21 protein-coding genes and 2 pseudogenes are annotated in these 24,809 nt (G+C 64.2%); 9 read left to right on the forward strand and 14 right to left on the reverse strand.

Going from position 1 to position 24,809, the window contains the following annotated elements; genetic code table 11:
- Positions 1-123 precede the first annotated feature (123 nt).
- The 4 genes and pseudogenes from WBR68_RS31540 to WBR68_RS29575 form a co-directional block, all read left to right on the forward strand.
- Positions 124-288 (forward strand): annotated as a pseudogene (locus WBR68_RS31540) (DUF6862 domain-containing protein); the annotation flags it as partial.
- Between the two features lie 9 nt (positions 289-297).
- Positions 298-780, forward strand: coding sequence for a hypothetical protein (locus WBR68_RS29565; protein ID WP_230696015.1), 483 nt, complete (start codon positions 298-300; stop codon positions 778-780).
- Positions 780-1,136 (forward strand): DUF6984 family protein, encoded by a 357-nt coding sequence (locus tag WBR68_RS29570; protein ID WP_230696016.1) that lies wholly within the window; start codon positions 780-782, stop codon positions 1,134-1,136. The genes WBR68_RS29565 and WBR68_RS29570 overlap by 1 nt, the downstream gene beginning before the upstream one ends.
- 885 nt (positions 1,137-2,021) lie before the next feature.
- On the forward strand, positions 2,022-2,222 hold the full coding sequence (locus tag WBR68_RS29575) for a hypothetical protein (RefSeq protein WP_230696017.1): 201 nt from the start codon (positions 2,022-2,024) through the stop codon (positions 2,220-2,222).
- Positions 2,223-2,436: 214 nt separating this feature from the next.
- Here the strand turns inward: WBR68_RS29575 and WBR68_RS29580 are convergent, their stop codons facing one another.
- The 5 genes from WBR68_RS29580 to WBR68_RS29600 form a co-directional block, all read right to left on the reverse strand.
- Entirely contained in the window at positions 2,437-3,897 is a 1,461-nt protein-coding gene (locus WBR68_RS29580; protein ID WP_230696018.1) for a four-carbon acid sugar kinase family protein, read from the reverse strand.
- A 47-nt stretch (positions 3,898-3,944) separates the two neighbouring features.
- On the reverse strand, positions 3,945-5,222 hold the full coding sequence (locus WBR68_RS29585; RefSeq protein ID WP_230696019.1) for a ribulose-bisphosphate carboxylase large subunit family protein: 1,278 nt from the start codon (positions 5,220-5,222) through the stop codon (positions 3,945-3,947).
- Between the two features lie 151 nt (positions 5,223-5,373).
- Positions 5,374-5,913 carry a VOC family protein gene (locus WBR68_RS29590; RefSeq protein WP_046807840.1) on the reverse strand — a complete coding sequence of 180 codons (540 nt, stop codon included), beginning with the start codon at positions 5,911-5,913 and terminating at the stop codon, positions 5,374-5,376.
- A gap of 72 nt (positions 5,914-5,985) precedes the next feature.
- Positions 5,986-7,866, reverse strand: a complete 1,881-nt coding sequence (locus WBR68_RS29595) for a TRAP transporter large permease (RefSeq protein ID WP_230696020.1) — start codon at positions 7,864-7,866, stop codon at positions 5,986-5,988.
- 9 nt (positions 7,867-7,875) lie between these two features.
- Positions 7,876-8,895, reverse strand: coding sequence for a TRAP transporter substrate-binding protein (locus WBR68_RS29600; RefSeq protein ID WP_050450033.1), 1,020 nt, complete (start codon positions 8,893-8,895; stop codon positions 7,876-7,878).
- Between the two features lie 111 nt (positions 8,896-9,006).
- Between WBR68_RS29600 and WBR68_RS29605 the strand changes: the two genes are divergently transcribed.
- The 3 genes from WBR68_RS29605 (at position 9,007) to WBR68_RS29615 (ending at position 12,308) form a co-directional block, all read left to right on the forward strand.
- Positions 9,007-10,068 carry a LacI family DNA-binding transcriptional regulator gene (locus tag WBR68_RS29605; RefSeq protein WP_230696021.1) on the forward strand — a complete coding sequence of 354 codons (1,062 nt, stop codon included), beginning with the start codon at positions 9,007-9,009 and terminating at the stop codon, positions 10,066-10,068.
- A gap of 127 nt (positions 10,069-10,195) precedes the next feature.
- A complete protein-coding gene (locus tag WBR68_RS29610; protein ID WP_230696022.1) occupies positions 10,196-10,663 on the forward strand; it encodes a MarR family winged helix-turn-helix transcriptional regulator in 468 nt (155 codons plus the stop codon).
- A 100-nt stretch (positions 10,664-10,763) separates the two neighbouring features.
- A complete protein-coding gene (locus tag WBR68_RS29615; protein ID WP_230696023.1) occupies positions 10,764-12,308 on the forward strand; it encodes an MFS transporter in 1,545 nt (514 codons plus the stop codon).
- Between the two features lie 69 nt (positions 12,309-12,377).
- On the opposite strand, the gene WBR68_RS29620 is transcribed toward WBR68_RS29615, so the two are convergent.
- The 9 genes and pseudogenes from WBR68_RS29620 to WBR68_RS29660 form a co-directional block, all read right to left on the reverse strand.
- Positions 12,378-13,640: a nitrate- and nitrite sensing domain-containing protein gene (locus WBR68_RS29620; protein WP_230696024.1), complete on the reverse strand. Its 1,263-nt coding sequence runs from the start codon at positions 13,638-13,640 to the stop codon at positions 12,378-12,380.
- Positions 13,641-13,655: 15 nt separating this feature from the next.
- Complete coding sequence (gene cobA / locus WBR68_RS29625) at positions 13,656-14,525, reverse strand: uroporphyrinogen-III C-methyltransferase (RefSeq protein WP_230696025.1); 870 nt, start codon at positions 14,523-14,525, stop codon at positions 13,656-13,658.
- 15 nt (positions 14,526-14,540) lie between these two features.
- Entirely contained in the window at positions 14,541-16,337 is a 1,797-nt protein-coding gene (locus WBR68_RS29630) for a bifunctional protein-serine/threonine kinase/phosphatase (RefSeq protein WP_230696040.1), read from the reverse strand.
- Between the two features lie 24 nt (positions 16,338-16,361).
- Positions 16,362-17,174 carry a formate/nitrite transporter family protein gene (locus tag WBR68_RS29635; protein WP_230696026.1) on the reverse strand — a complete coding sequence of 271 codons (813 nt, stop codon included), beginning with the start codon at positions 17,172-17,174 and terminating at the stop codon, positions 16,362-16,364.
- A 44-nt stretch (positions 17,175-17,218) separates the two neighbouring features.
- Positions 17,219-17,608 (reverse strand): nitrite reductase small subunit NirD, encoded by a 390-nt coding sequence (gene nirD / locus WBR68_RS29640; RefSeq protein ID WP_230696027.1) that lies wholly within the window; start codon positions 17,606-17,608, stop codon positions 17,219-17,221.
- Positions 17,608-20,181, reverse strand: a complete 2,574-nt coding sequence (nirB, locus tag WBR68_RS29645) for a nitrite reductase large subunit NirB (protein ID WP_230696028.1) — start codon at positions 20,179-20,181, stop codon at positions 17,608-17,610. Before nirB ends, nirD begins: the two co-directional genes overlap by 1 nt.
- 346 nt (positions 20,182-20,527) lie before the next feature.
- A pseudogene (locus WBR68_RS29650) lies at positions 20,528-20,641 on the reverse strand (low affinity iron permease family protein); the annotation flags it as partial.
- 53 nt (positions 20,642-20,694) lie between these two features.
- Entirely contained in the window at positions 20,695-21,777 is a 1,083-nt protein-coding gene (locus WBR68_RS29655) for a flavodoxin family protein (protein ID WP_230696029.1), read from the reverse strand.
- A gap of 55 nt (positions 21,778-21,832) precedes the next feature.
- Entirely contained in the window at positions 21,833-22,447 is a 615-nt protein-coding gene (locus tag WBR68_RS29660; protein ID WP_127184906.1) for a helix-turn-helix domain-containing protein, read from the reverse strand.
- 113 nt (positions 22,448-22,560) lie between these two features.
- Here WBR68_RS29660 and WBR68_RS29665 point away from each other — a divergent pair, with 113 nt between their 5' ends.
- Together WBR68_RS29665 and WBR68_RS29670 are read left to right on the forward strand one after the other, a co-directional pair.
- Positions 22,561-23,736, forward strand: a complete 1,176-nt coding sequence (locus tag WBR68_RS29665; protein ID WP_050450022.1) for an NAD(P)/FAD-dependent oxidoreductase — start codon at positions 22,561-22,563, stop codon at positions 23,734-23,736.
- A gap of 90 nt (positions 23,737-23,826) precedes the next feature.
- Positions 23,827-24,807 carry a Bug family tripartite tricarboxylate transporter substrate binding protein gene (locus WBR68_RS29670; protein WP_157055530.1) on the forward strand — a complete coding sequence of 327 codons (981 nt, stop codon included), beginning with the start codon at positions 23,827-23,829 and terminating at the stop codon, positions 24,805-24,807.
- The last annotated feature ends 2 nt before the right edge of the window (positions 24,808-24,809 follow it).

The following is a 24,809-nucleotide window of genomic DNA, read 5'->3' on the forward strand; positions in this document are numbered from 1 at the left end:
CCGGTGCAATTCATGCCCCGGCTAACCCTTGCTCCGATCGTCTATCAACCGATGTCTACTTGACAGGGGTGCTTACGCTATCTTGGGCAAAAGTCAGAGGGCCTCAAGGCGTCCGAACAACGGCAATTCGACGCCGCGATTGCTTCTTGCGGCCCTGGAAATTCTGAGAGCTGCGCCCGGGCGCGTGAGCTTGCCGGCATATCCGATCAGAGGGACGAAGAACTGGCGAGCGCATGTGTCATCCCTGCTTCTTCGTTGTGCCGTGCTGCGGTGCGATTGGTGGCGGCGAGCGGCAATGTGGTGCTCTTCGATAAACAGGGAAAGCCAACTGCAGTTCCTGCGGATTCGCCTTTCATTCAAGTCACGCCTGATCCTAGGGATGGAACGTTCCATTACACTCTTGCCGCGAGCGTTGCGGAGGCTTGGGCGATTGATGCGACCGGCTTCGCATTGGGCGGAGCGATTACGACGCTTCGAGCAAATGCCGCCGCCGCAAAAGCGGAAGCATTCCTCGCGGCGCAGGGAAGTGCGCCAGCGGCTGCGGTGGGATCGACGACCTTCAAGACATCTCACTATGCTCCTAGACTCGAGGCGATGGGCGTAAACGTGGTACGCGCTGAGGCTCAGGTTGCGGAAGCTGTAAACACGATGCGGCCAAACATGATCACCAATGCACCTATTAGCGGGCGAATGACAATTGATGGCGTTCTCGTGGAATACCGAGTCACGCTATTACCTAATGGCACGGCGAATGTTGGAACAATTTTTCCGGTGAAATAATGATGCGCTCGCTGACTGAGTGTGAAAGGAATGTGATCCGTGCGATTGCAGATTTTCTGCCGTTAGAACATCAACGTCGGCTTCTAGTTGACCTTGAACTTGCCACGGCGCATTCAGTGCTGCCGGATAACTCGGTAATAAAATTTAGCATTGCTGGCTATGACCGCCCGCCGTATGCCGGACAGCACTCCTTTGGGGTTGAGGGCGAGTTATTAGACAGGGATGGGACAAGAGTGGGCCTGCTCCTTTTCGCAGATCAGAATGGTCGACTTTTGGAGCTGGAGCTGATTCGCTGGGGTGATGGTGATCTGATCGATCCCGACTGGAAAACACTTAAACTGTATGGCGCTTCGTAGCGGTAAAAAGAGCGGTAAGGATTATTTTTCTAATTTTATTTACGCAAGATTGTTGTTTTTGGCTAAAAAGTAACGGTATTGATGATTAGTGAATTGCAAAAAAATTTGCACTGCAAAAACATGCAGGTGTAATTGGGTTGCACGAAATTAATTTGTCAGACCCTGAGGTTTCTTCACAAATTTCCAGCGAAATTCATTTTGAATCAACGGCCTGTGGGGCGAGGCGGGGTCAAACGGTTCGGTTGACGGCGATTAGGGCGCGCATGGCGCCAGTCTTATACCCTTCGTCAGGCGACCAAACCGTTTGAAAGAAGACAAGGCCACGCACGCAGTCGATAAGCACGGTACAAAGTGCCATGGCAACGCGACGGTTGACACTTAGCTAACTGGCGCGCGGACTGCCGACTGGGCAAGCGATACGGCATCGGATCAAGCGCCCCATTATCTTGAAAAATAAGGTGTCAGACTGGACTAACCCTGACGTCACCCTGCCGGTTTCTCCAGTCTGAGACTGTCCACTTCAGGGGAGGACGTCATATGAGAAGAAGTCGTCGCCGACTATATCCTCGCCTCGGGCTCAACGGACCGCGCTAATCGGGCAGTTGGGCTCGGGGCAACCATTGCAAACAGGCTGATTGATTGACCAAGGCAAATGATGGCGCCAGTTTTCAAAATATCCCGTGTCAGGGGAATTAAAACCGCTGCTTAGGCGCCGGGACTAGTCGTGCCAGGGACGGGTTTTCTCGTTAACGAAATCGGCGGAAGCTTAAAGCTGGGGTGTGTGAAGTGAAGCGTAGGCTACGAGAATTATTTAGGAGGCACGCAGTCCGTGACGGTCACTTGCGTTACGTATATGTTCTCCTCTGCTCTTTTGTGGGTGTGGGGATGCTGCTGATCGATCTGTATCAATGGCACACAGGGTGGTTGTACATCGTGGGCTTGGGTGTTGGGGCTTTTGGTGGCTACGCCGCGCAAGCTTATGTTTTAAAAATTCGCCCGTTTGAGGATCCTCCATATCCCCCGGAATGGTTGACTGAAAGAAAGACAACCCAGGTCAACGAGCCCGGTGATCGGGAAAGGGAGTGAATTACCTTTTTATGGCCCGGGGTTATGGGGAATCGCATCGTAGCCATCGGCGGGAATTGGGTTATGTGCTGTTGAGTCAGGAAAATAAGTTATTGAAGTAGCTACGATTTAGGTGGCGAGAAAGAGGTAATCCTGCCCCGTCGTTTGGTCCCTGTTGTGGACTCAAGAGGTCAGTCATGTGTCCGCCGGCCCATGCCGTCAGGCTCGCCTGTTTTTATCCCCCGGCCACCAATCGATCGAACAAATCATCCCCGCCCATCTGCCCGCCCTTAAGCATCAGCTCCACGCCATCAACGACGGGGTTGTCGCTGCGAGCAACGCTGACAGTCACGCCGGGCGCCAACACACATCGAAACGCCAAGCCCCACAAGCCAAGGGCCAGCGTGGCCTGGCTTGATGTGTCGCCGCCCGCGATGCCGACTCGTGCAAGCCGGGCTCCCGCCTGCGCGCTGGCGGTGATGATGGTGGCGGCAAGTTGCGCGGTGGCGCGGGCGGTGGAGGCGGCCTGATCGCTGGTCACCGCTTGTTCGGGGCGGTCGGTATGTACCAGCACGTTGTGGCCTTGCGCCAAGACGTGGGCTGCCAGCTGGACTTGATCGGCCACGTAGGCGGGGGATTCCAGCAGCGCTTGCACTTGCAGCGGCTGATGCGTGTAGCGCGTGCTCGCTGCAATTTGCCGCGCCGTGACGGGCGACAGGCTGCCGGCCATGACCAGCACGGGGCCGGTGGCGGCGGGCAGGGGAGTCGCGCTACTGCTTGCGGAAACAGCGGCATCACGCCCGGCACCCTTGCCATCCCACACAGCGCCTTCGCCATCACGCCCAGCACCCTTGCCATCACGCCCCGCCACCTCCCCCCCGCGCTCGAACACCGCCGCGCGCGCCAGCGCCTGTTGCACGCTGCTTGGGCCAACCGCCAACAACGGCGCACTCTCCGCCGCGCGCCAGATCAATCTGCCGATCACGGCCAGTTGTTCCTCGTAGGTCAGGTCGAACAGCACCGGGCCGTCACTGGCGCTGATCATCCCGTCGATCCAGCCATCCACTTCAGCGGCATCGTCGGCACTCCTCAGACGCGGATACGCAATATGCGGCACCGACCGAATCCCATCCAGCCCCTGCGCCGCCAGGTGCAGCCGCAGGTCAGCTTCATGCATCGGTGTGACCGGATGCCGGCTCATCACCGGATGCCGATCAATGCGATAGACCTCGGGGGCAGCCCCGGCTCGCGCGAACAATTGCGCAAAGCTGCAATAGCGTCCGATGCTGGGTTGCCCGCCCACAATCGGCACCAGCCGGTTAGGCATGTGGCGGCGCAGTTCGCGGATGGCGACGCCGATGCTGCCGACGTGCGGGGCGCTGTCGAAGGTGGAGCAGCATTTGTAGTGCAGCACGCGCGCGCCGGTGCCGGCCATGAAGCGGCCGACGGCGCGTAGTTCCGTTTCCATATCGGCGGGGGACATGGCGCGCGCTGCGCCCGCGATGCCGATGGCGTCCAGCGGGCCGGCGCGGCGCAGTTGTTCGGGCGTGGGCACGCCCAGGAACAGCAAGCCGCGCAAGCCGGCGCGTGCGACTTCGGCTAGCGTGTCGGTGGCGCCGGTGAAATCGTCGCCGTACCAGCAGACGCGGGGTGCGGTTAGGCTGCCCGCGTCATCCGCGCGGCCTGGGCCGTCCATATCTTTAGCGCTGCCAACCCCACCGCCAGCGCTCCCGACACCCGCAGTCATGCCCGCCCGCCAAAGAACTCCAGCGCCCGCTGCAACTCCGGCGCATTCCCCGCAAAGTCCTCCAACGCCTGCCCATCCCGCACCGCCTGCCATGCTTGCCGAATGCTCTGTACACCAGCAGCCGGCCCATCCGGATGCGCCAAAATCCCACCACCCGACATGAACATCAGATCGTCAGTACGCACCGCCGCCCACGTTGCAGGGACGGTGCCGGCCCATTGGCCGGACGAGAACGCGGGCATGACCGGGTCGTCGATGCCGGGCGTGAGCGACGCCAGGCAGTCGCGCGCGGATTCCACGACTTCGCTGTCTTCCTGTGCAAACTTGCCTTGCAGTCCATGCACGTGCATATGGTCCACGCCGGCCAGCCGCCACAGGGTTTGATACGCCTGAAAGCCAATCCCCAGCAAGGGCGCGCGCGACAAGGCGCCGAAGCCGTTACGGTGTCCGTGCAAGGCCAGCGGCGTGCTGCGGCGCAGGGTCTGGATGGCTGAAAAACCGCACCAGTTCAGGCTGGCCATGACGCAGGAGCCGCCTTCGCGTTCGATCAGGTCGGCGTGGCGGCGCATGGCGTCGGTTTCGTCGCTGATGTTGAAGGCCACCATCACCTGGCGGCCCGTGCGTTCGCGGTGGGCGCGCACCACCGCCATGACGGCGGCGACGCGTTGTGCCAGCGGCGCGTGCGCCGGGTTGGCGCAGACTTCGTCGTCTTTGATGAAGTCCACGCCCGCCGCGCACAGTTGGGCGACCAGATGCGCGGTCTGCTCGGGCGACAGGCCCACGTTGGGCTTGATGATGGTGCCCACCAGCGGGCCCTTTGCCACGCCGGTCAGTTGCCGCGTGCCGGCGATGCCCACTTGCGGCATGTCGAACTGCGCGCGGTAGTTGGCGGGCAGCTCCATGCTTTCCAGGCGCAGGCCGGTGACTTCGCCCAGGTCGTACAGGTTGCCGCCGACGGTAGCCGCCAGCGTGGGCAGGTTGGCGCCCACGTTGGCCACGGGAAAGGCGATGCGCACGCGGGCGCGCTGGTACTTGCCGGGCATGCCGCCCGGTTGGCGCGCCATCCAGGCGTTGGGCAGGCTGGGCGTGTCGGTGGTGTCCAGCAGGTCGATGGCTTCGATGCGCGCGCGCGCGCGGGCGCGCAGCTCATCGGTCTCGCCTTGCACGCGGGTGAAGGTGCCGCAGGACTGCTCGCCCGCCATCACTTCGGCGACCCGCGCGGGGTCCATCGGGGTCTCGATCAGGTAGGTCGCGCTAAAGGACTGGGAATTCATAAGCTTGGGAATTCAAAGGGGGCGGCGGGCGGCAAAGTTAGGTCAGCAAGGGACAGCAGGCGTCAGCAGGGATAAGCAAGCGACAGAGGCATCAACTGGCAGCCGCAGGCGTCCCCAGGCTTCAGCAAGCCTCAACCGACGTCAGCAGGCTTCAAAGACGGGACAAATCCGGGAACGGGCGGACCGGATCCTTGCCGTCCCAGCCGTTGGCGCTTTCTCGGATCAGGTCGAACAGGCGGCCCTTGGGGCCGGCCACTTCCGACAGTTCGATGACGGTGCCCGGGTGGTATTCGGTGTCGAAATAAATGAAGCGGCCTTTCTCGCCGACTTCGCCGCTCATCTTGGGCTTGAAGCCCTGGGCCAGCAGGCGTTCCAGGTCGGCGTCGTAGCTCTCGGTCCAGTAGGCCACGTGTTGCAGGCCGGTGCGGCCGGCTTGCAGGAAGTCGCGGTACATGGACGGCACGTCGTTGCGCGTCTGGATCAGTTCAACCTGCACGAAGCCGGAATTGGCCAGCGCAACCGAGTTGTGCGGCTGGTGGCTTTCACCGTCGTACTGGTAGTTGACGATCGGCACGCGCGGGTTGTAGTACCAGGGGCCCACGCCCAGCGTGGTGCTCCAGTACTCCATGGCGGCTTCGATGTCGTGCACCACATAACCGAGTTGGCGGATTTCGCCCAGAAAACGACTCATGATGGATCTTTATAAAGAGGGAGGCGGAAGGGGAGGCGGCCCGGCGCGGATTCACGCGCGGGCCGCGTCAGGTCACAGGAAGCCGATGGAGAACCAGGGGAAGGCGGCCACGACGATCAGCCCGATCAGCAGCGCCGCGACATAACCCCAGATGGGGCCGATGCCCTCGTTGGGATCGACGCGGCTGATGGCGCAGGCGCCGTAGTAGCCCACGCCGAAGGGCGGCGCGAACAGGCCGATGCCCATGGCGAAGATGACGACCATGGCGTAGTGCACTTCGTGCACGCCGGCCTGCACCGCGATCGGGAACAGCAGCGGGCCGAACAGCACGATGGCGGGAATGCCCTCCAGCACGCTGCCCAGGATGATGAAGGCCACGATGGACACCGCCAGGAAACCGTAGCTGCCACCGGGCATGTCGGCCATCAGTTGCGCCAGGTCGCCCGAGAAGCCGGACTGCGTCAGCGCCCATGCCATGGCCGTGGCGCAGCCCACGATCAGCATGATGGCGCCGGACAGCGATGCGGTCTCGATCAGCATGGGGCGCAGGCGCGCCCAGTCAAAGCGGCGATAGATCAGGATGCCGATCACCGCCGAATACACGATGCCGATAGTGGACACCTCGGTAGCGGTCGCCACGCCTTCGACCACCGCGGCGCGGATCACAAAGGGCAGGGCCACGGCGGGCAGCGCAATCACGAAGAAGCGGCCGATCTCTTTGAGGCTGAAGCGTTGCACCAGGCTCAGGTCTTCCTTGCGATAGCGCCACCACACCACCGAGCACAGGGCCAGGCCCAGCACCACGGCGGGCAGCAGGCCGCCCGTGAACAGCGCGGCGATCGACACGCCAGTGACCGAACCGATGGTGATCAGCACGATGGACGGCGGAATGGTTTCCGTCTGCGCGCCGGTGGCCGACAGCAGCGCCACCAGATCGCCGGGCTTGGCGCCGCGCTTGCGCATTTCCGGGAACAGCACGGGCGCAATGGCGGCCATGTCGGCGATCTTCGAACCCGAGATGCCGGACACCAGATACATGGCGCCGATCAGCACGTACGACAAGCCGCCGCGCACGTGGCCCAAAAGGCTGGCCAGAAACTGGATCATGGCGCGCGCCATGCCGGTCATCTCAATCAAGGAACCCAGGAAGATGAACAGCGGCACGGCCAGCAACATCAGGTGCGACATGCCTTCGTCCAGCCGGCCCACCATCACTTCCATGGGCGTGTTGGTGGTCAGCGCCAGGTACGAGAAGGTGGCCAGCGCGAACGAAAACGCAATCGGCACCCCTGAAAACACGGTGGCCGCCACGATGCCCACGAAGAAGATCACCAGGTTCAGCTTGCCCAGGCCCTGGAACAGGGGTTGGGCCAACCAGAACAGGGCGACCACCGCGGCCACGCCCACCAGGGCCACCAGCACCTGGCGTACCGGCGTGGTGCGCAACAGGCGCAGCATGGCCACCACGGCCATTAGCGCCATGCCCACGGGAATGGCGGCGGCGCGCCACGCGTTGCTGAGTTCCAGCGCGGGCGTGGTGATGAAGTGTTCTTCGTGCGCGTATTCGATGGCGGGCGCCAGGATCAGCACCAGGAACGCCAGCGACGCGGCCAGCGCGGCGGTTTCCAACTGCGCGCGCCGCGCGGGGCTGACGTTGTTGACCAGGGCCGTCATCCGCATGTGCTCGCCGCGCCGCAAGGCAACCACGGCGCCCAGCATCGACAGCCACAGGAACAGGATGGAGGCCAGTTCGTCGGACCAGACCAGCGGGCTATGGAAGACGTATCGCGCGACCACCCCCGCGAACAGCACGCAGATCTCGACCAGCACGATCGCGGCCGCAACGTGTTCGACCACGCCGCCCAGCACGCTGTCCAGCGCGTTGGCGGCGCGCCGCAAGGGGTTGGCCGGCAGCACCGGGGCGGCGGCGTGGGAAGCGGACAGGGACGACATGACGCGACCTCAGGCCAGCTTGCCGACGCTTTGTTCCAGCAGCGACCAGGCTTCGTTGCCGAAGCGGCCCTGCCATTCCTTATAGAAGCCCGCCGTGCGCAGTGCCTGGCGGAAGGTGTCCGGCGCCGGCTGGTTGAATTGCAGGCCCTTGGATTCCAGGTCCGACTGTACCGACGCGTTCAACTTCTTGATGTCTTCGCGCTGGGCCAGGCCGGCTTCGTTGATGCCGCGCGCCACGATGGTCTTCAGGTCTTGCGGCAGGCCTTCCCACATGCGGCCGTTGGCGATGAACCAGTAGCCGTCCCAGATGTGGTTGGTCAGCGAACAATACTTCTGCACTTCGTACAGCTTGGCCACCTGAATGATGGGCAGCGGGTTTTCTTGCGCGTCCACCACCTTGGTCTGCAACGACGAATACACCTCGCTGAACTGCAAGCTGGCGGGCGCGGCGCCCAGGCCCTTGAACATGGAAATGGGCAACGAACTGACCGGCACGCGGATCTTCAAGCCGTCCATATCGGCGGCCGTCGACACGGGCGCCTTGCTGCTGGTGGTTTGGCGAAAGCCGTTGTCCCACATTTTTTCAAAGGCGTAGAGCTTGCGCTGCGCGATGGCGGCGCGCACGTGTGCGCCGAGCGCGCCGTCCATGGCGGACCAGACCTGGTTGTAGTCCTTGAAGGCGAAGCCCACGGCGTTGATGGCGGCCACCGGCACCAGCGTGGCGATAACCAGCGCCGACGGGGTGAAGAAGTCGATGCCGCCCGAGCGCACTTGCGCCAGCATGTCGGTGTCGCCGCCCAATTGGTTGTTCGGGAAAATCTTGATGTCGACGCGGCCGTTGCTTTCCTTAAGGATGCGTTCGGCGGCTTCTTGCGCGCGGATGTTCAGCGGATGCGTCACCGGCAGGTTGTTGCCGTACTTGAGCGTGTAGTCGGCCGCGCGGGCAATCAGCGGGAATCCGCCGGCCAGGGCAACGGCGGGCACCGCGCAAAGGCGACGCAAGGCACTACGGCGTGTGAGCAGCTTCATGCTTGTCTCCAAAATGTCTTTATGATGTTTTTTGATGTGCCACAACAGCGCCAAACCCATGCGGCAGACTGGACAATAGTGAATTGCCGCTATCATCGTCAAACTTCTTTCATGATGGTTTTTGATGTGAATAAAGCCTCCCCCGACCGTAAGCTTGCAAGATTGGCCGATGTGGCGGCGCGCGCCGGCGTGTCCACCGCCACGGCCGACCGCGTGTTGAACCGCCGCCCCGGCGTGCGCGCCAACACCGCGCAGAAGGTCTTCAAGGCCGCCATTGAACTGGACTATCTGCCCGAACAGGAACTGGCCGCCGCCGTGCCCGCCGAGCCGATGCGGCTGGTGTTCCTGCTGCCGCGCGGCAGCAACCGCTATCTGCGCATGCTGGGCGATACCGTCAGCTACGCGCACGAACACTTCGCGCCGCTGAACGCCAAGTGCCAGATTGAATACGTGGAAAGCTTCAACCCCGACGCGCTGGCCCAGGCCTTGGCCAAGCACGGCAAGCGTGCCGACGGCATTGCGTTCATGGCGCTGGAACACCCCGTGGTGCGCGAAGCAGTCAACACGCTGGCGCAGCAGGGCGTGCCCACGGTGACCTTGATTTCCGACCTGGCCAACAGCGCCCGCACGGCCTATGTGGGGCTGGACAACCGCGCCGCCGGCCGCACGGCGGGCTACCTGATCGCACGCTTCATCGGCCCGCGCGCCGCCCATGTGGCCTTGATTGCGGGTTCGCGCCATTACCGCGCACACGAGGAACGCGAAAGCGGTTTCCTGCAGTTGTATGCCGAGCAGTTTCAGGCGATGCAGGTGGTGGATTTGCGCGAAGGCTATGACGATGCGCAGCGCAACTACGAGCAGACGCGGCAATTGCTTGAGCAATATCCCAACCTGGCGGGCATTTACAACATCGGTGGGGCGTCCGACGGCGTGGCGCGGGCCTTGAAGGAAGCCGGCTTGCAGCATCGCGTGGTGTTCATCGGCCATGGGCTGACGCCGGACACACGCTCGCTGCTGATCGACGGCACCATGGACGCCGTCATCACGCAAAGCCCGATGGAAGCGCTGATGAGCTGCGTGCGCATTTTCAGCAACCTGCGTGACAAGCGCAGCGCGATGAACGGGGTGGAACTGGCGCGCAGCCAGGTGATCTTCCGGGAGAATTTGCCTTGATGCCTTTGTTCAACATGCAGCGCTTGCTATTTAACTGCCTAGGCAGATAAAATCACCGAACCGCGATCCACAGGGCTTGTTGCCCGAAGCCATCGCCATCCTCGCGTCACTCCTGCAACGAGACACCATGGCTGCTGCTACCCCTTCCGTGCTGGACAAGTTCTACACCGGTGAACTCGGCTTCATGGTCACGTCCGTGCGCAACGGCATCCACGATGCGCTGGAGCGCGAGCTGGCGCCGTTCGAGCTGACCACGCCGCAGTACGTGGTGTTGAACTGCCTGGCCCGGGGCTGGGGCCGCACGCCCAGCGACTTCTGCCGGGTGCTGGCGTATGACTCGGGCGCGATGACCCGGCTGCTGGACCGCATCGTGGCGAAGGGCTTCATCCGCCGCGTGGAAAACGAAGCTGACCGCCGCAGCCATTTGATTGAACTCACCGAATTGGGCCAAGCCGCCTTGCCGCAAGCCTTCGCGGCGACGGACGTGGTGATGCGCCGCCTGCTGGCGGGGTTTTCGGAAGACGATGCGCAGACCTTGCACCTGTTGTTGTCGCGCTTGCTGGCCAATGCGCAACACGGACAGAAAACCGACTGAGTATGAACTGAGCAGACGGAGCCGTTTTTCGGCGCCGTTTTTTTATAAGCATTTACCTGCCTAGGCATATACAGCCTGGGCACAAATATGGATCACAGCCATGCAAGCTGCTGCTGCTTCCCCTGCAACATCCCCGCCGCCGGCTCTGCTGGCGACCATCGGCGCGCTCACCTTCATCGACTTTCTGCAGAACGGCATGGTCACCTTTGCCGCCACGCCCATCATGGGCGAGATCGGCGCCAGCCCCGAGGAATACACCGCCATTGCCGTCATCTACGCCTGCGTGGCGGTGGTGATGATTGCCTTGCAAGCTTGGCTGGTGCATCACCTGGGCCAGCGCCGCTATCTGCTGGCTTCCCTGGGCGCGGCGGCGATGGGGGCGGTGGTGTGCGCGTTGTCCGTGGGCCAGGGCGGTTTCCTGGCGGGCCGGGTGCTGATGGCGATTGGCTGCGCGGCGATGCTGACGTCGTCGCGGCTGACGGTGAACTTGATTCCGCCCGGCCCGGGGCGCTTTCATGGCATCAAGGCCTTGGCCACGGGGCTGTGTACCGGCACGGCGCTGGGGCCCTTGCTGGCTTCGGCGGCGGTGGATCACGATGGCTGGCCGCTGATGTTCTGGCTGGTGGCGGGGTTGTCGGTGTTGGCCATGGTGCCGGTGGCGCTCTCCATGCCGGGCAGGCAAGGGCAGGCTACCGTTGCCGGGCAGGCGCGGCTGGCGCCCATCGCGGCATTGGGCCTGGGCAGTTTCCTGCTGCTGCATGCCTTGCAGCGGTCCTATTACGACTTCTTCAGTGACCGCCATCAACTGGCGCTGTTCGCCGTGGCAGGGGTCGCCGCGCTGGCCTATTTCGTTCGATCCGAAACGCACACCGGCGCGCCGCTGCTCAAGCTGGGCGGCATGAAAGAAGTGCGTTATCTAAGCGGCCTGGCGCTCTTCATGTTCAGTTATGTGATGCTGGGCGCCAACGGCTATCTGGTGCCCCAGATGCTGCAACGCGCGCTGGGGCTGTCGTGGTCCAACACCGGCATGTTTTTTTCGATGGGCCTGGGAGCGGGGGTGCTGACTTTTGTAGTGATGGCGCAGTTGATTGCGCGCTGGCCGTCGCCGCGCAAGTTTTTCGTGGCGGGCTTTGTGGCGCTGGCGACGTTCGGCGTGTTGATGTCCGGGCTGACGCCCACGGCCCACCCCTGGACCGACGTCTTGCCCGCGCTGGCCTGCTATGGCGTGTTCATCATGGTCATCATGCCCGTCACGGCGATGAGCGCCTTTTCGGGGCTGACCCATGACGCGGCGGTGTTCGCGCACGCGCAGCAGCTCAAGAACATGCTGGCGCAGGTGGGGCAGGCGCTGGGCATCATGGCGGCCACGGTCAGTCAGCAGTGGCTGACCACCAAGCACTACAACGTGTTGAAGGAGAGCATTGCCGAGGGCAATGCCAATTTTGAAGCGGCCAAGGCGCAGCTCAGCAACGTGTACGCGGCGGTGGCCGATCCCGCCCAGGCGCAGCGGATGGCGATGGCGCGGATTGCGCAGATCCTAGATCAGCAATCGGTGCTGCTGGCCAACCTGGACCACTTCCGTGCGTTGGCCGTGTTGGCCGTGATGGGGGTGCTGGTGAGCTGGACGCAGCGGGTGTTTCGGTAGTGCTGGATTCGGTAGCGCTGGATTCCGTCGCGCTGGACCCGTCAGCCATGAATTTTGTCGCCCTGGCTTTCAGTTCCCGCCCAATTGCCCGATCACCTGCCTTGCCACGTCCGCCAGCGACAAGCCGCCGTCCATGGCGGCGCGTTGCAGGCGTTCATGCGCGGCCTGCTCGGTCAGCCCGTACTGGCTGATCAGCAGCCGCTTGGCGCGGTCGATGCGCTTTCTTTCTTCCAGCGCGCCGCGCACCGTGTTCAAGGCGTCGTCGGTGCGCTGCATGCGCAAGGTCTGTTCGCGCATCATTTCCAGCACCGAGCGTTCCAGCACGCTGCCCACGCCGTCCGCGGGTGGCGTGTCCACGATGCGGCTTTGCACGCTGAACACCATGCTGGGCGCACGGCCGCTGGCGTGGTCGGCATAGCGCGCCAACAGCAGTTGGCGGTCGTCGAGTTCCTGGCGGGTTTCGGCAATGCGGCGTTCGCATTGCTGCGCCAGCGCCTGGGCCAACAGGCTTTCCACTTCGCGCATGGCGTCGATGCGCGCCGTGTACAGGTCGAACCACAGCTCAGCCAGGGCGCCGTCCACGCGCTGCTCGGCAGAGGTGCGTTGCGCCATGTCGCGCATGCGCTCAACCGGCTGGCCTTGTTGCTGGATGCGTTCCCAACATTGCAGCGCGGCGTCTTGCGCGTATTGCGCATAGATGTCGAAGCTGCGGGCCTGGTGGGCGGCCAGGCCCAGCATGCGCGCCTTTTGCGCGTCGGTGAAGAAGCCGGCCGTAAAACCGATGACGCCCGCCGCGCGTTCCTGGCCGCTGAGTTCCTTACCCTGCATGAAGTTCAGCAGGGCGACCAGGATGCGAGTGACGCCGGGGTCCAGCGCGGAATCAGCGGCTTCGAACACCACGGCCAGCAGGCTGCTGATGATTTGCGTGAAGCGCGCGTCGGCGTCGTCGGCGGGCACGGCGTGGTCGCGCACCTGGCGGCGCAGGCCCGGCAATTCGTCCAGACGGAATAGCGCAAAGGCAATGCAGTTGAGCAAGCGCGCCTTGTCGCTGCCGTGCGGGGTCTTGGCGGCAATGGCGTCCAGGAACCCGCGTACGTCGGTTTCCACGCGGGTGGCGTCTTGCACCAGCGTCGCCAGCGTTTCCTGCTGGCTGTCCGGAGCATTGCACAGCGTCAAATTCGAATACCCGCGTTCCTTTTGCAGGGCGTGCACCAGCGCGCTGATGTGCACGGTCAGCTCGCAGGTGACGGCCAGGCTTTCCAGGCCATGGAGTTCACTGCGCCGCGCGGCAAGCAGAAAGCGCAGGGGCGGCGGGATGTGGCGTTCGACCATAAGGTGGGGTTGTGATCAGGCGCTGCGGCGCAGCAGCGGTTCGGCGGACGGCAGGGGAAAGCGGGGCTGGACGAAGGGGACCGTGGGGGTGGCAAGGTCGGCGGCCTCGGCGGGGTGGGCAGGGTAGGCCAAACCAACCGCGCCCGCCACTTCCAGCACCTGGCACGCCGCCACTTGGCCAATGACCAGCACGGCGGGGCTGCGCAACTGGAAGGCGGCGGCGTCCTGGGCCATGCTGGCAAGCGTCGAGCGGCATTCGCGCTGATCCGCCAGCGAAGCGCGTTCGATCATCGCCACGGGCATGTCGGGGGCCATGCCGGCGTTCAGCAATTGGCTGCTCATGTCCTGCAATTTGGCCACCCCCATGTAGACCACCAGCGTCGTGCCGCTCTTTGCCAGCCCCGTCCAATCCGGCGTGGCGCCGTCCTGGGAATGGGCGGTGATCAGTGTAACGCCCTGGGCCATGCCGCGTTGGGTCAGGGGGATGCCGCAGGCGGTGGCGGCAGCCAGCCCGGCGGTGATGCCGTTGATGATTTCACAGGCCACGCCGTGGTCGCTCAACCATTGGGCTTCTTCGCCGCCGCGCCCGAAAATGCAGGGGTCGCCGCCCTTCAAGCGCGCCACCCGCAGGCCTTGGCGGGCGTAGCGCAGCATCAGCCGCTGAATGAATTCCTGCGGGGTAGAACGGCAGCCGCCGCGCTTGCCCACGTACACCAGCCGCGCCTGCGGGCAGTAGTCCAGCACCTGCGGGTTGACCAGGTCGTCCACCAGCACGACGTCGGCCTGGCCCAGCACGCGTACGGCTTTCAGGGTGAGCAACTCGGGGTCGCCGGGGCCGGCGCCAATCAGCCAGACGGAGGGGGACAGGGCGGTGCTTCCGAACATGGTGTGCTCCAGAATTCAGCGATCAAGCAAAAGAAAGATGACGAGGGCAAACAGGATCAGGCTCAGGCCTTTCCAGAATGCCAAGGGGTTGCGTTCCAGCAGCGGCAGGCGTTCGCCCCGGCGCGCGGCCTCGGGCGGATGGCGCAGCGCATGCGTGAATTCCGATAATTCGGCCGTGCGCTGGGCCGGGTCGGGGTGCAAGGCGCGGCTAAGCACGCCGTCGATCCATGCCGGCAGTTCGCGCTCACGGTCCAGCACCGACACATAGTTCAGCCGCATCTGCGCGGCGCGGCTGCGGGCGCGCGCTACGTCCGCGCCGTAGGGCAGGCGGCCGGACAGCATCTGGTACAGCATCGCGGCCAGGGAATACAGGTCAGATCGCGGCGTGCCGGCTTCGCCCAGGAAGTACTCGGGCGCGGCGTATTGGGCGGTGCCCAGCATGGCCGGCGCATCGTCGTCTTGGCTGGCGCCGTCCCACAAGCCGGCCGCTTGCGTCGAACCCAGGTCGATGATGCGGGCCACGCCATCGTCGCCGATCAAGATGTTGTCGGGCCGCAGATCCTGATGCACGATCTCCAGCCGGTGAAACGCTTGTAGGCCGCGTGCAATCTGTTCAATCAGCGTCACCGCCTGGTCCAGCGTGGGGCGCGGATGCTCGGCCATCCAGCGCGTCAGTGTGCGGCCCGGCAGGTATTCGCTGACCGTATAGAGATAACGCCGCGTGCGCGGCATCGGCCAGGCGCGCACCACGTGGCGGCTGTCGATACGGCGCGCAATCCATTCCTCGGTCAGCAGCCGTTCCAGATAGGCCGGGTCGTGGCGCAGGTCCAGCGACGGGATCTTGATGACGACCTTATCGCCGCTGTCGATGTCCTCTGCCAGGTAGACGTGGCTGCGGTGGCTGGCCTGCAACTCGTCCTGAATGCGAAAGCCTTCGAATTCCATGCCGGCCGCCAGCAACGGCGGGCAGGGCAGGTTCAGGCTGTAGCGCGCGATTTCATCGGCGCGGCGCGCGGGCAGCGCATCCACGCGGACGATCTGCACGGTCAGGTTGTCGTCGCTGCCGCGTTCGAACGCCAGCCGGGCCAGGCTGCGCGCCGCCGCGTCCAGCGTGTTGGGATGCGCGGCGATGGCGGCTGCCACATCGCTCGCATTGATGTGTTCATACACGCCGTCGGTGGCCAGCAGAAAGACGTCGCCCGCTTCCAGCGGCTGCGTGTGATAGTCGATTTCAAGGTGGGGCGCCAGGCCCAGCGCGCGCCCCAGATAGCTTTTGTCTTGCGAGATCCAGACGCGATGGTCGTCGGTCAATTGCTCCATCGCGCCCGCGCGCAGCCGGTAGATGCGCGCGTCGCCAATATGCAGGATGTGCGCGGTGGTGGCCTTCAGCACCATCACGGTCATGGTGCAGACGTAGCCCCGGTCGGCGTCGCGCGGTTGGTCGGGGTGATGGCGCTGGCGCGTTTGCGCATGCAGCCAGCTATTGGCCGCGCTTAGCACTTTGTGCGCGGATTTTTTCACTGACCAGGTTTCGGGCGTGCAGTAATAGTCTTCCAGGAAGCTCGCCACGGCGGTCTCGCTGGCAATGTGGCTGACCTGGCTGCTGCTGATGCCGTCGGCCAGCGCCACCGCCACGCCCTTGGTGCCCAGCAGGGGTTCGCCCGGCACGCACAGGCCGTGAAAGTCCTGGTTGACGGGCTTTCTGCCGGGTTCGGTGTGCTGGCCCACCGTCACCTGCAAAGAGGCGGCGGTGGGCTTGAACCCGGGCTCAAACCCGGGCTTAAACCCGGGCTCGGGCTCGCGGCGGTCCATCACGGTTGGCGTCCTGGCGCGTGATCAGTTGAAGCGGCGCTTGGGAGCGGTCTTCATGTGCGTCGTGTACAAGGTCAGCCCGGTCAGCGAGAGGCCACCGATCAGGTTGCCCAGCACCACGGGGATCTCGTTCCAGATCATGTAGTCCATGATGGAAAAATTGCCCCCCATGATCATCGCCGACGGGAACAGGAACATGTTGACGATGGAATGCTCGAAGCCCATTGCGAAGAACAGCATCACGGGCATCCACATGGCAATTACCTTGCCGCTGACCGACGTGGAAATCATGGCGCCAACCACGCCCAGCGACACCATCCAGTTGCACAGCACGCCCCGGATGAAGATGGTGAGCATGCCGCCCGCGCCGTATTCCTTGTAGCCCAGCGTGCGGTTTTCACCGATGTGCGAAATGACTTCGCCGACCTTGTTGGGCGGCACGGAAAAGCCGTAGGTGAACACAATCGACATCAGCACCGCCACCGTCAGCGCACCCAGAAAGTTGCCGACAAAGACATAGCCCCAGTGCTTTAGGATGCCTTTGAAGGTTACGCCCGGGCGTTTGTCGAACAGCGCCAGCGGCGTCAGCACGAACACGCCCGTCAACAGATCGAAGCCCATCAGGTACAGGATGCAAAAGCCCACGGGGAACAGCGCCGCGCCCAGGATGGGCGAGCCGGTCTGCACGGTGACCGTCACCGCGAACACGGCGGCAATGGCCAGGATGGCGCCCGCCATGAAGGCGCGGATCAGCACGTCGCGCGTGGCCATGTAGATTTTGGATTCGCCGGCGTCCACCATCTTGGTGACGAATTCGGAAGGGACAAGGTAGGACATGAGTTACCTATCGTGTTGATGATTGTGAAAAGGGAAACGCGCGGTCAGGCGATTTCAACGGTGTCGCCGTTGAACCGGGCCTGCCAGGTGCGCAACTGCTGTTCGGGGTACTGCACGCAACTTCCATCCGCTAGACGGAAGTGCTGCTTGTAGAGCGGCGAGGCCACCACCAGGCTGCCGCCCAGGTGGCCGACCAGGCCGCGCCCGATGACGTTGGCGCCGGATTTCGGGTCGCGGTTTTCAATGGCGTAGAGCGGGTTGCCATCGGCTGCGGGCACGTAGAACAAGGCAATCTGCTGGCCGTCCAGCAAGACGACCACGCCGGAGTCGGCCACCAGGTCGTCGCGGGTGCAGACGGCGCGCCAAGCTGGCGTGGCGGAAGCGGGAACGGAAGCGGAAGCGGAAGCGGCGGCGGCCAGGGCGGAAGCATTCATCAGACGATCTCCTCGGCAATGGGAATGACGCGCGCGGGCTTGCGATCAAGCTCGGCGGCTCGCGCGGGCCGGGGCTGGCCGCGTTCTTCCACGAATTGAATGTCCGGGTCGCCGCCGCGCTCGTTGACGAAGGTGCGAAAGCGCTTGAGCTTTTCCGGGCTGCTGACGGTGTTGGCCCATTCGCATTCATAGCGGTCCACCACCAGTTGCATCTGCGCTTCCAGTTCGGCGGCCAGGCCCAGGCTGTCGTTCAGCACCACGTCTTTCAGATAGTCCAGCCCGCCTTCCAGCGACTCGCGCCACACCGAGGTGCGTTGCAGCTTGTCGGCGGTGCGGATGTAGAACATCAGCACGCGGTCGATGATGCGGATCAGCGTGGCGTCGTCCAGATCAGTGGCGAACAGTTCGGCGTGGCGCGGGCGCATGCCGCCGTTGCCGCACACGTACAGGTTCCAGCCGTTCTCGGTGGCGATGACGCCGATGTCCTTGCTTTGCGCCTCGGCGCATTCGCGGGTGCAGCCCGACACGGCAAACTTCAGCTTGTGCGGCGAACGCAGGCCCTTGTAGCGGTGTTCGATGTCCAGCGCCATGCGCACGCTGTCTTGCACGCCATAGCGGCACCAGGTGCTGCCCACGCAGGACTTCACCGTGCGGGTCGACTTGCCGTAGGCGTGCCCGGTTTCAAAACCGGCGGCGATCAGCTCGCTCCAGATGTCCGGCAGTTCATGCAGTTGCGCGCCGAACAGGTCGATGCGCTGGCCGCCCGTGATCTTCGTGTACAGCTTGTACTTCTTGGCGACGGCGCCGATGGCGATCAGGCCGTCTGGCGTGATCTCGCCGGCCGGAATGCGCGGCACCACCGAATAGGTGCCGTTCTTCTGCATGTTCGCCATAAAGGTGTCGTTGGTGTCTTGCAGCGGCACCAGGCGCGGTTCCTGGATGGGGCGGTTCCAGCACGAGGCCAGGATGGAGCCCACGGCGGGCTTGCAGATGTCGCAGCCGACGTGGCCCTTGCCATGGCTTGCCAGCAATTCTTCGAACGTTTCAATGCCGCCCACGCGCACGATGGCGTAGAGCTCCTGGCGCGTATAGGCAAAGTGTTCGCACAGGCTCTTGTCGACCACCACGCCCCGGCTGGCCAGTTCGTGTTCCACCACTTGCTTGAGCAGTGCGGCGCAACCGCCGCAGCCCGAGGCCGCCTTGGTGCAGCTTTTGACGCCAGCCAGGTCCGTGCAGCCGCCGTCGATGGCGGCGCTGACGGCGCCCTTGCTGACGTTGTGACAGGAGCAGATGGTGGCGGTGGCGGGCAGCGCGTCCATGCCCAGCGCGGGCGCGGCGCTGCTGGCGGGCAGGATCAGGCTGGCGGGGTCGGCGGGCGGCGCGATGCCGTTCTGCGCGTATTGAAGCAGCGTGTCGTAGTAGCGGTTGTCGCCCACCAGCACCGCGCCCAGCACGCGCTTGCCGTCGCCCGACACCACCAGGCGGCGATAGCTGGCGCCGGCTTCGTCGATAAAGCGGTAGCTGCGCGCGCCCGGCGTCGTGCCATGCGCGTCGCCAATCGAGCCCACGTCCACGCCCAGCAGCTTGAGCTTGGTGGACATGTCGGCGCCGGTGAACGTGTGTTCCGATGCGCCGCACAGTTCGGCCGCGGCGATGCGCGCCATCTGGTAGCCGGGTGCCACCAGGCCGAACACGCTGCCGTTCCAGGCGGCGCATTCGCCGATGGCGTAGATGTGTTCGTCGCTGGTGCGGCAATGGTCGTCAATGGCCACGCCACCGCGTTCGGCCAGCGTCAGGCCCGCCTTGCGCGCCAACGCCACTTGCGGGCGGATGCCGGCGGAAAACACAATCAGGTCGGTTTCCAGCGGCGCGCCTTCGGCAAAGCGCATTCGGTAGCGATACTGTGTGCCGGGCTTGATGTCCTGCGTGGCGCGCGACAGATGCACGCCCACGCCCAGCGCCTCGATGCGCGCCTTCAAGGCCGCGCCGCCTTCCTCGTCCAACTGCACCGGCATCAGGCGCGGCGCGAACTCCACCACATGCGCTTCCAGGTTCAGCGACTTCAAGGCGTTGGCGGCTTCCAGGCCCAGCAGGCCGCCGCCCACCACCACGCCCCGGCGCGCGCCTTGGGCGGCTTCGCGGATCAGGTCCAGGTCGTCGATGCTGCGATACACCAGGCGCGACGTGCCCTCGGCGCCAGCGATGGGCGGCACGAAGGGGTAGGAGCCGGTGGCCAGCACCAGCTTGTCGTAACCGACGCGGCCATTGGCGGTAATGACTGCTTGCGCGTGGCGGTCGATGTCCAGCACCGGCTCGCCCAGATGCAGCGTGAGCCCGTCGCGTTCGTAGAAGGCGGCATCGCTCATCGACATGGATTCGGCGTCGCGGCCGTTCAGGTATTCGGACAGGTGAACACGGTCGTAGGCGCGGCGCGTTTCCTCGCCATAGACGTGGATGCGATAGCGCTCAAGCGCGCCTTGGGCGATCAGTTGTTCGACGCAATGGTGGCCCACCATGCCGTTGCCGATCACGACCAAGGTCTGCAAGGATGCGGGAGTGGCCGCTGCTTTCATGAATATCCCCAGGCTTGTGGTTTGGGTTTCAAAAGACAAAAAGCGCCCTGGACCTTTCGGTCGGGGCGCCTTTGCCGGTACTGCTTGAATTGTGCTGCGGGCCTTGCGGCCTGCATGAACAACTTAAGCAAAGACCATGCCAGGTTTTCGTAAGGGAGCCGTGGGGCAGAGTTACGCGCGGGGCGTCATAGGGGAAAGCGCGGGCAAGCGCGGAATCCAGGCGCTGATCAAGCCAGCCCGGCGATGCGGGTGGCTGGCGCTGAATGCTTCAAAGCGGTGCAAGCCGTTGTGCGCCCCGCACTGATTTGGCGCAGCGCAACATGGCGGGGCAGGGTTGATTCAGTGACGCGCGGCTGTCCTTGTTCTGGTTTTGCTGGATCAGGAACACCATCAGGAACGTGACGATGGTGGTGCCGGTGTTGACCACCAATTGCCAGGTTTCGGAATAGCTTTTGGGGGGCGCGATGGGTCCTTGGCCGTCTCTTTCGCCTCGCCGGATAAGCAACGTGACGCTTACTTGGGCCGAGGCTCGCGCAGCCCTTTATCAGGGGCCGCCAGTTCCCCTGCGCGCAGGCGCGGCAGGCACTGCGCCATCGCGCGCGCCACGTTGCGCACTTCTTCCTGCACGGCCTGATCCTGATCCAGGTCGGCGTGGCTGGTGGCGTAGGGCTGGTAATAGCCGATATAGCGGTCCAGCCGCGACATCGCCCCGGCGTCGATCAGGCCCATCCAGTCCAGCCAGTCGCTCAAGGCGCGCCGCTGACCTTCAATGCCGGCCACATCGCCATGCACGACCAAGCCGTAAGCCCGCCCCGCCAGATGCTTGGGATAGGGCCAGCCGTCCAGTTCAATACGCTTGGCCTTGGCCGCGTCCTTGCCGGACGTGGTGGTGGGGTCGGGGTTGCCGCCATCGGCGCATACCAGGCGGTCGATCATCAGCTTTAACGGGCTGGGCGATTGATACCAATAGGTGGGCGCCAGCAATATCACCCCATGCGCCGCCACCCATTGTTCGTAGATGTCGTTCATGGCGTCGTTATCCTGGCCCAGGGAATGGTTGGGATAGCAACTGCATGGCCAATGGCACAGCGGCATGGCGGTGGACACGCAGCCTTTACAGGGGTGGATCTGGAATTGGTATTCAGACGTCAGCCGGCTCAGGTCCAGCAGGTCGGTTTGCGCCTGGGCGCTTTCCAGTTCCTCGCGGACAATCCGCGCCAGGCGCCAGGTTTTGGATATCTCGCCCGGGCAGGTGCCATCGTTGCGCGACGCGCCCGCCACCACCAGCACGCGCGATGGAGTGTCGGCGCGGCGCTGCGTCTCGGCGGCTTGCGCCAGGCGGTCGTGTGCTTCTTTCCATTCCACCGACAGGTCGTAATCCGGGTCGGCATACGCCGCGCCAGCCTTCACGGTGATGGGGGCCTTGCGGCCGCCTTGGTAAGCGTCCCAGGCGATGGCTTCCAGGCGGTTCAGCGCTTCCTGTTCCGCCTGGAAGGCGGGGTCGTAAAAGCGGCGCATGAAGCGCTGCCTGAAGGTGTCGCGCGCAAGCGGGCCGGTGTATTGGCCTTTGCGCACATCGGGCTTGGATGCGGTCATGGCAGGCTGATCGGGTACGGTGACGCCCCGCCGCCAGCAAGCCGCGTGCCCGCTGCTATTGGCCGCCCGTCATCACCACCATGACTTCGGCCGGCTTGGCGCTGCGCGACAGGTAGATATGCCCCACGCCGCTGTCGAAGTAAGCCGTCTCGTGCTTGGCCAGCACCAGCGATTGACCGTTTTCAAAGCGGATTTCAAGTTCGCCTTCTAGTACCACCAAAAATTCCTGGCCGGCGTGGCGCATATAGTCTTCGAACTCCGACTCCTCGCGGGCCAGGATGCGGCCATACATGGGCGTCATGCTGCGCTGCGGATACTGGCCGGCCAAGAGCTTGTAGTCGTAGGTGCCCGTCAGGTAGCCCGGCGATTCGGCCAGGGTGCAGCGCAAGGCCGTGGGGGCGGGGCCGCTGTCATCCTGCGCCGTCACCGGCCCGAACAGTTTGGCGATGTCCACCTCCAGCGCGCGCGCCACGGCGGCGAACTTGGCATAGCTGATGGACACCTGGCCCAGTTCCATCTTCGACAAGGTGGACAGCGCCACGCCGGTCAGCGCCGACAGTTCTTTCAACGTCATGGAGCGGGCTCGGCGCAGCGCGCGCAAGCGAATGCCCAGACTGGTGCGGTCGGCCAGGATGTTGGTGGCGGGCGAGGGCGGACGGATGATGGGCATATCGGTGCTTTCCCCTAGCGGCAAGGGCTGGCGTCATGCCGCCTGCCTTTTTTTCGTTGACGGATATTCTGTCATATTCGAGAATTCTCAAATCCGAGAATTATGGAATCGCCATGAGCTTGCAGCAGTTTGACGTGGTCATCGTGGGGGCAGGCATTGCCGGGGCCTCTCTGGCTTATCGCTTGACGGCGGAAACGCAGCCGCCTCTGCGCGTACTGCTGCTGGAGCGCGAAGCGCAGCCCGGCTATCACGCGACCGGCCGCTCGGCCGCCATGTTCATGGAAACCTATGGTACGCCTCAGATCCAGGCGCTGACTCGCGCCAGCCGCGCGTTTTATGAGCAGCCGCCCGAGGGCTTCACCGAGCACCCGCTGCTGCATGAGCGCGGCTGCATGTATATCGCCACGGCAGACCAGCGCGACGCGCTGATGGCAAGCTACGAAGGCGCCCAGGCGCTGGCGGGCAATGTGCAGTTGCTGGACGCGGCGCAAGCCCTGTCGCGCGTGCCGTGCATCCGCCCCGAGGCGGTGGCGGGCGGCGCCATGCTGGAACCCGACGCTCGCGACCTGGACGTGCATGCGCTGCATCAAGGCTTTCTGGCCGGTGCGCGTCGGCATGGCGCGGTACTGCGCTGCAACGCCGAACTGGAGTCCGGCCAGCGGCTGGGCAGTGGCCAGTCGGGCGATCAATCCGGCGGGCCTTGGACGCTGCGGCTGAAAGACGGCACGCAATGGCAGGCGGGCGTCGTGGTCAACGCCGCGGGCGCTTGGGCCGACGACGTGGCCGAACGTTGCGGTGTGGCGCCCGTGGGCTTGCAGCCTTGCCGGCGCAGCGCCTTCACGTTTGCCGCGCCGGAAGGCCTTGATTGCAGCACCTGGCCGGCCGTGGTCGGCATCGACGAGTCTTTCTATTTCAAGCCCGACGCGGGCCAGTTGCTGGGTTCACCCGCCAATGCGGACCCGGTGGCCCCGCACGATGTGGTGGCGGAAGAACTGGACGTGGCCACGGGCATCTATCACATCGAAACAGCCACCACGCTGACGATTCGGCGGCCCTCGCATGTGTGGGCCGGGCTGCGGTCCTTTGTGCCCGACGGCGACATGGTGGTGGGTTTTGACAATGCCCAGCCCGGCTTTTTCTGGCTGGCCGCGCAGGGCGGTTATGGCATTCAGTCGGCGGCCGGGGTGTCGACCTTGGCGGCGGCGCTGGTTACTGGCCAAGCCCTGCCGTTGGAACTGATCGATCAGGGCGTGGCGCCGTCCTTGATGACGCCCGCCAGGCTGCGTTGAAAGATAGGCCTGCGCAAATTGAAACGCGCTGATTGATATGTGTGTGTAGTGACTTCTGCCTAAGACTCATCGAACAACAAGGGGACAACCATGTTCATGCAACGCAGGAAGTTCGTCGCGGCGTGCGCCGCCATCACCCTGGCGGCTGGCGCGGGGGCGGCACAGGCTGCCGACTACCCGCAACGGCCTATTCAATTGGTCGTGCCGTATCCGCCAGGGGGCGCGGGCGACGTGCTGGGCCGCATCATCGCCAAGCGCCTGGGCGAAGAGCTCAAGCAATCCATCATCGTCGAAAACAAGGCCGGCGCGGGCACCATCCTGGGCGCACAGACCGTGGCCAAGGCGGCGCCCGACGGCTACACGCTGCTGCTCAGTTCGGGCACCACCTTCACGGTGAACCCGGCCGTGTACGCCAAGCTGCCCTATAGCCCGACGCAAGACTTCCAGCCCGTGGGCATGGTGGGCCGCGCGGCGCTGATCATCGTGGCCAACGAGCAAACCCCGTATTCAGACGTGAAGGGGCTGGTGGCCGCCGCGCGCAAGGAAGGCGACAAGTTTTCCTATGGCTCGTTCGGCATCGGCACGGTGTCGCACTTTGCGGGCGAAATGTTCCAGGCGGCGGCCGGCACGCACATGACGCACATCCCGTACAAGGGCAGTGGCCCCGCCATGACCGACCTGATCGGCGGGCAGATTCCCATTCTGTTCGACACGGTGGTGTCGGCAATGCCGCAGATCAAGTCGGGCAAGATCAAGGCCATTGCCGTCACCACGCCGCAGCGCTCGGCCTTCCTGCCTGACGTGCCGACGGTGGCCGAAGCCGGTTACCCCAGCGTCAGCATGGACACCTGGATTGCGGTGTTTGCGCCCAAGCGGGTGCCGGCCGATGTGGTCGCCACGCTGAACGCCGCCCTGACCAAGGCCTTGAAGGACCCCGAGACGCAAAAGCAGTTGCGCGCCAGTGGGTTCGACCCCACGCCGATGGACGCCGCAAGCGTGGCCAGGGTCATCGAGGAAGAAACACCGCGCTTTGCAGAGATCGCCAAGCGCGCGGGCATCAAGGCGCAGTAATC

This window comes from Achromobacter sp. JD-1 (assembly GCF_038594925.1).
Lineage (GTDB): Bacteria > Pseudomonadota > Gammaproteobacteria > Burkholderiales > Burkholderiaceae_B > Achromobacter > Achromobacter spanius_C.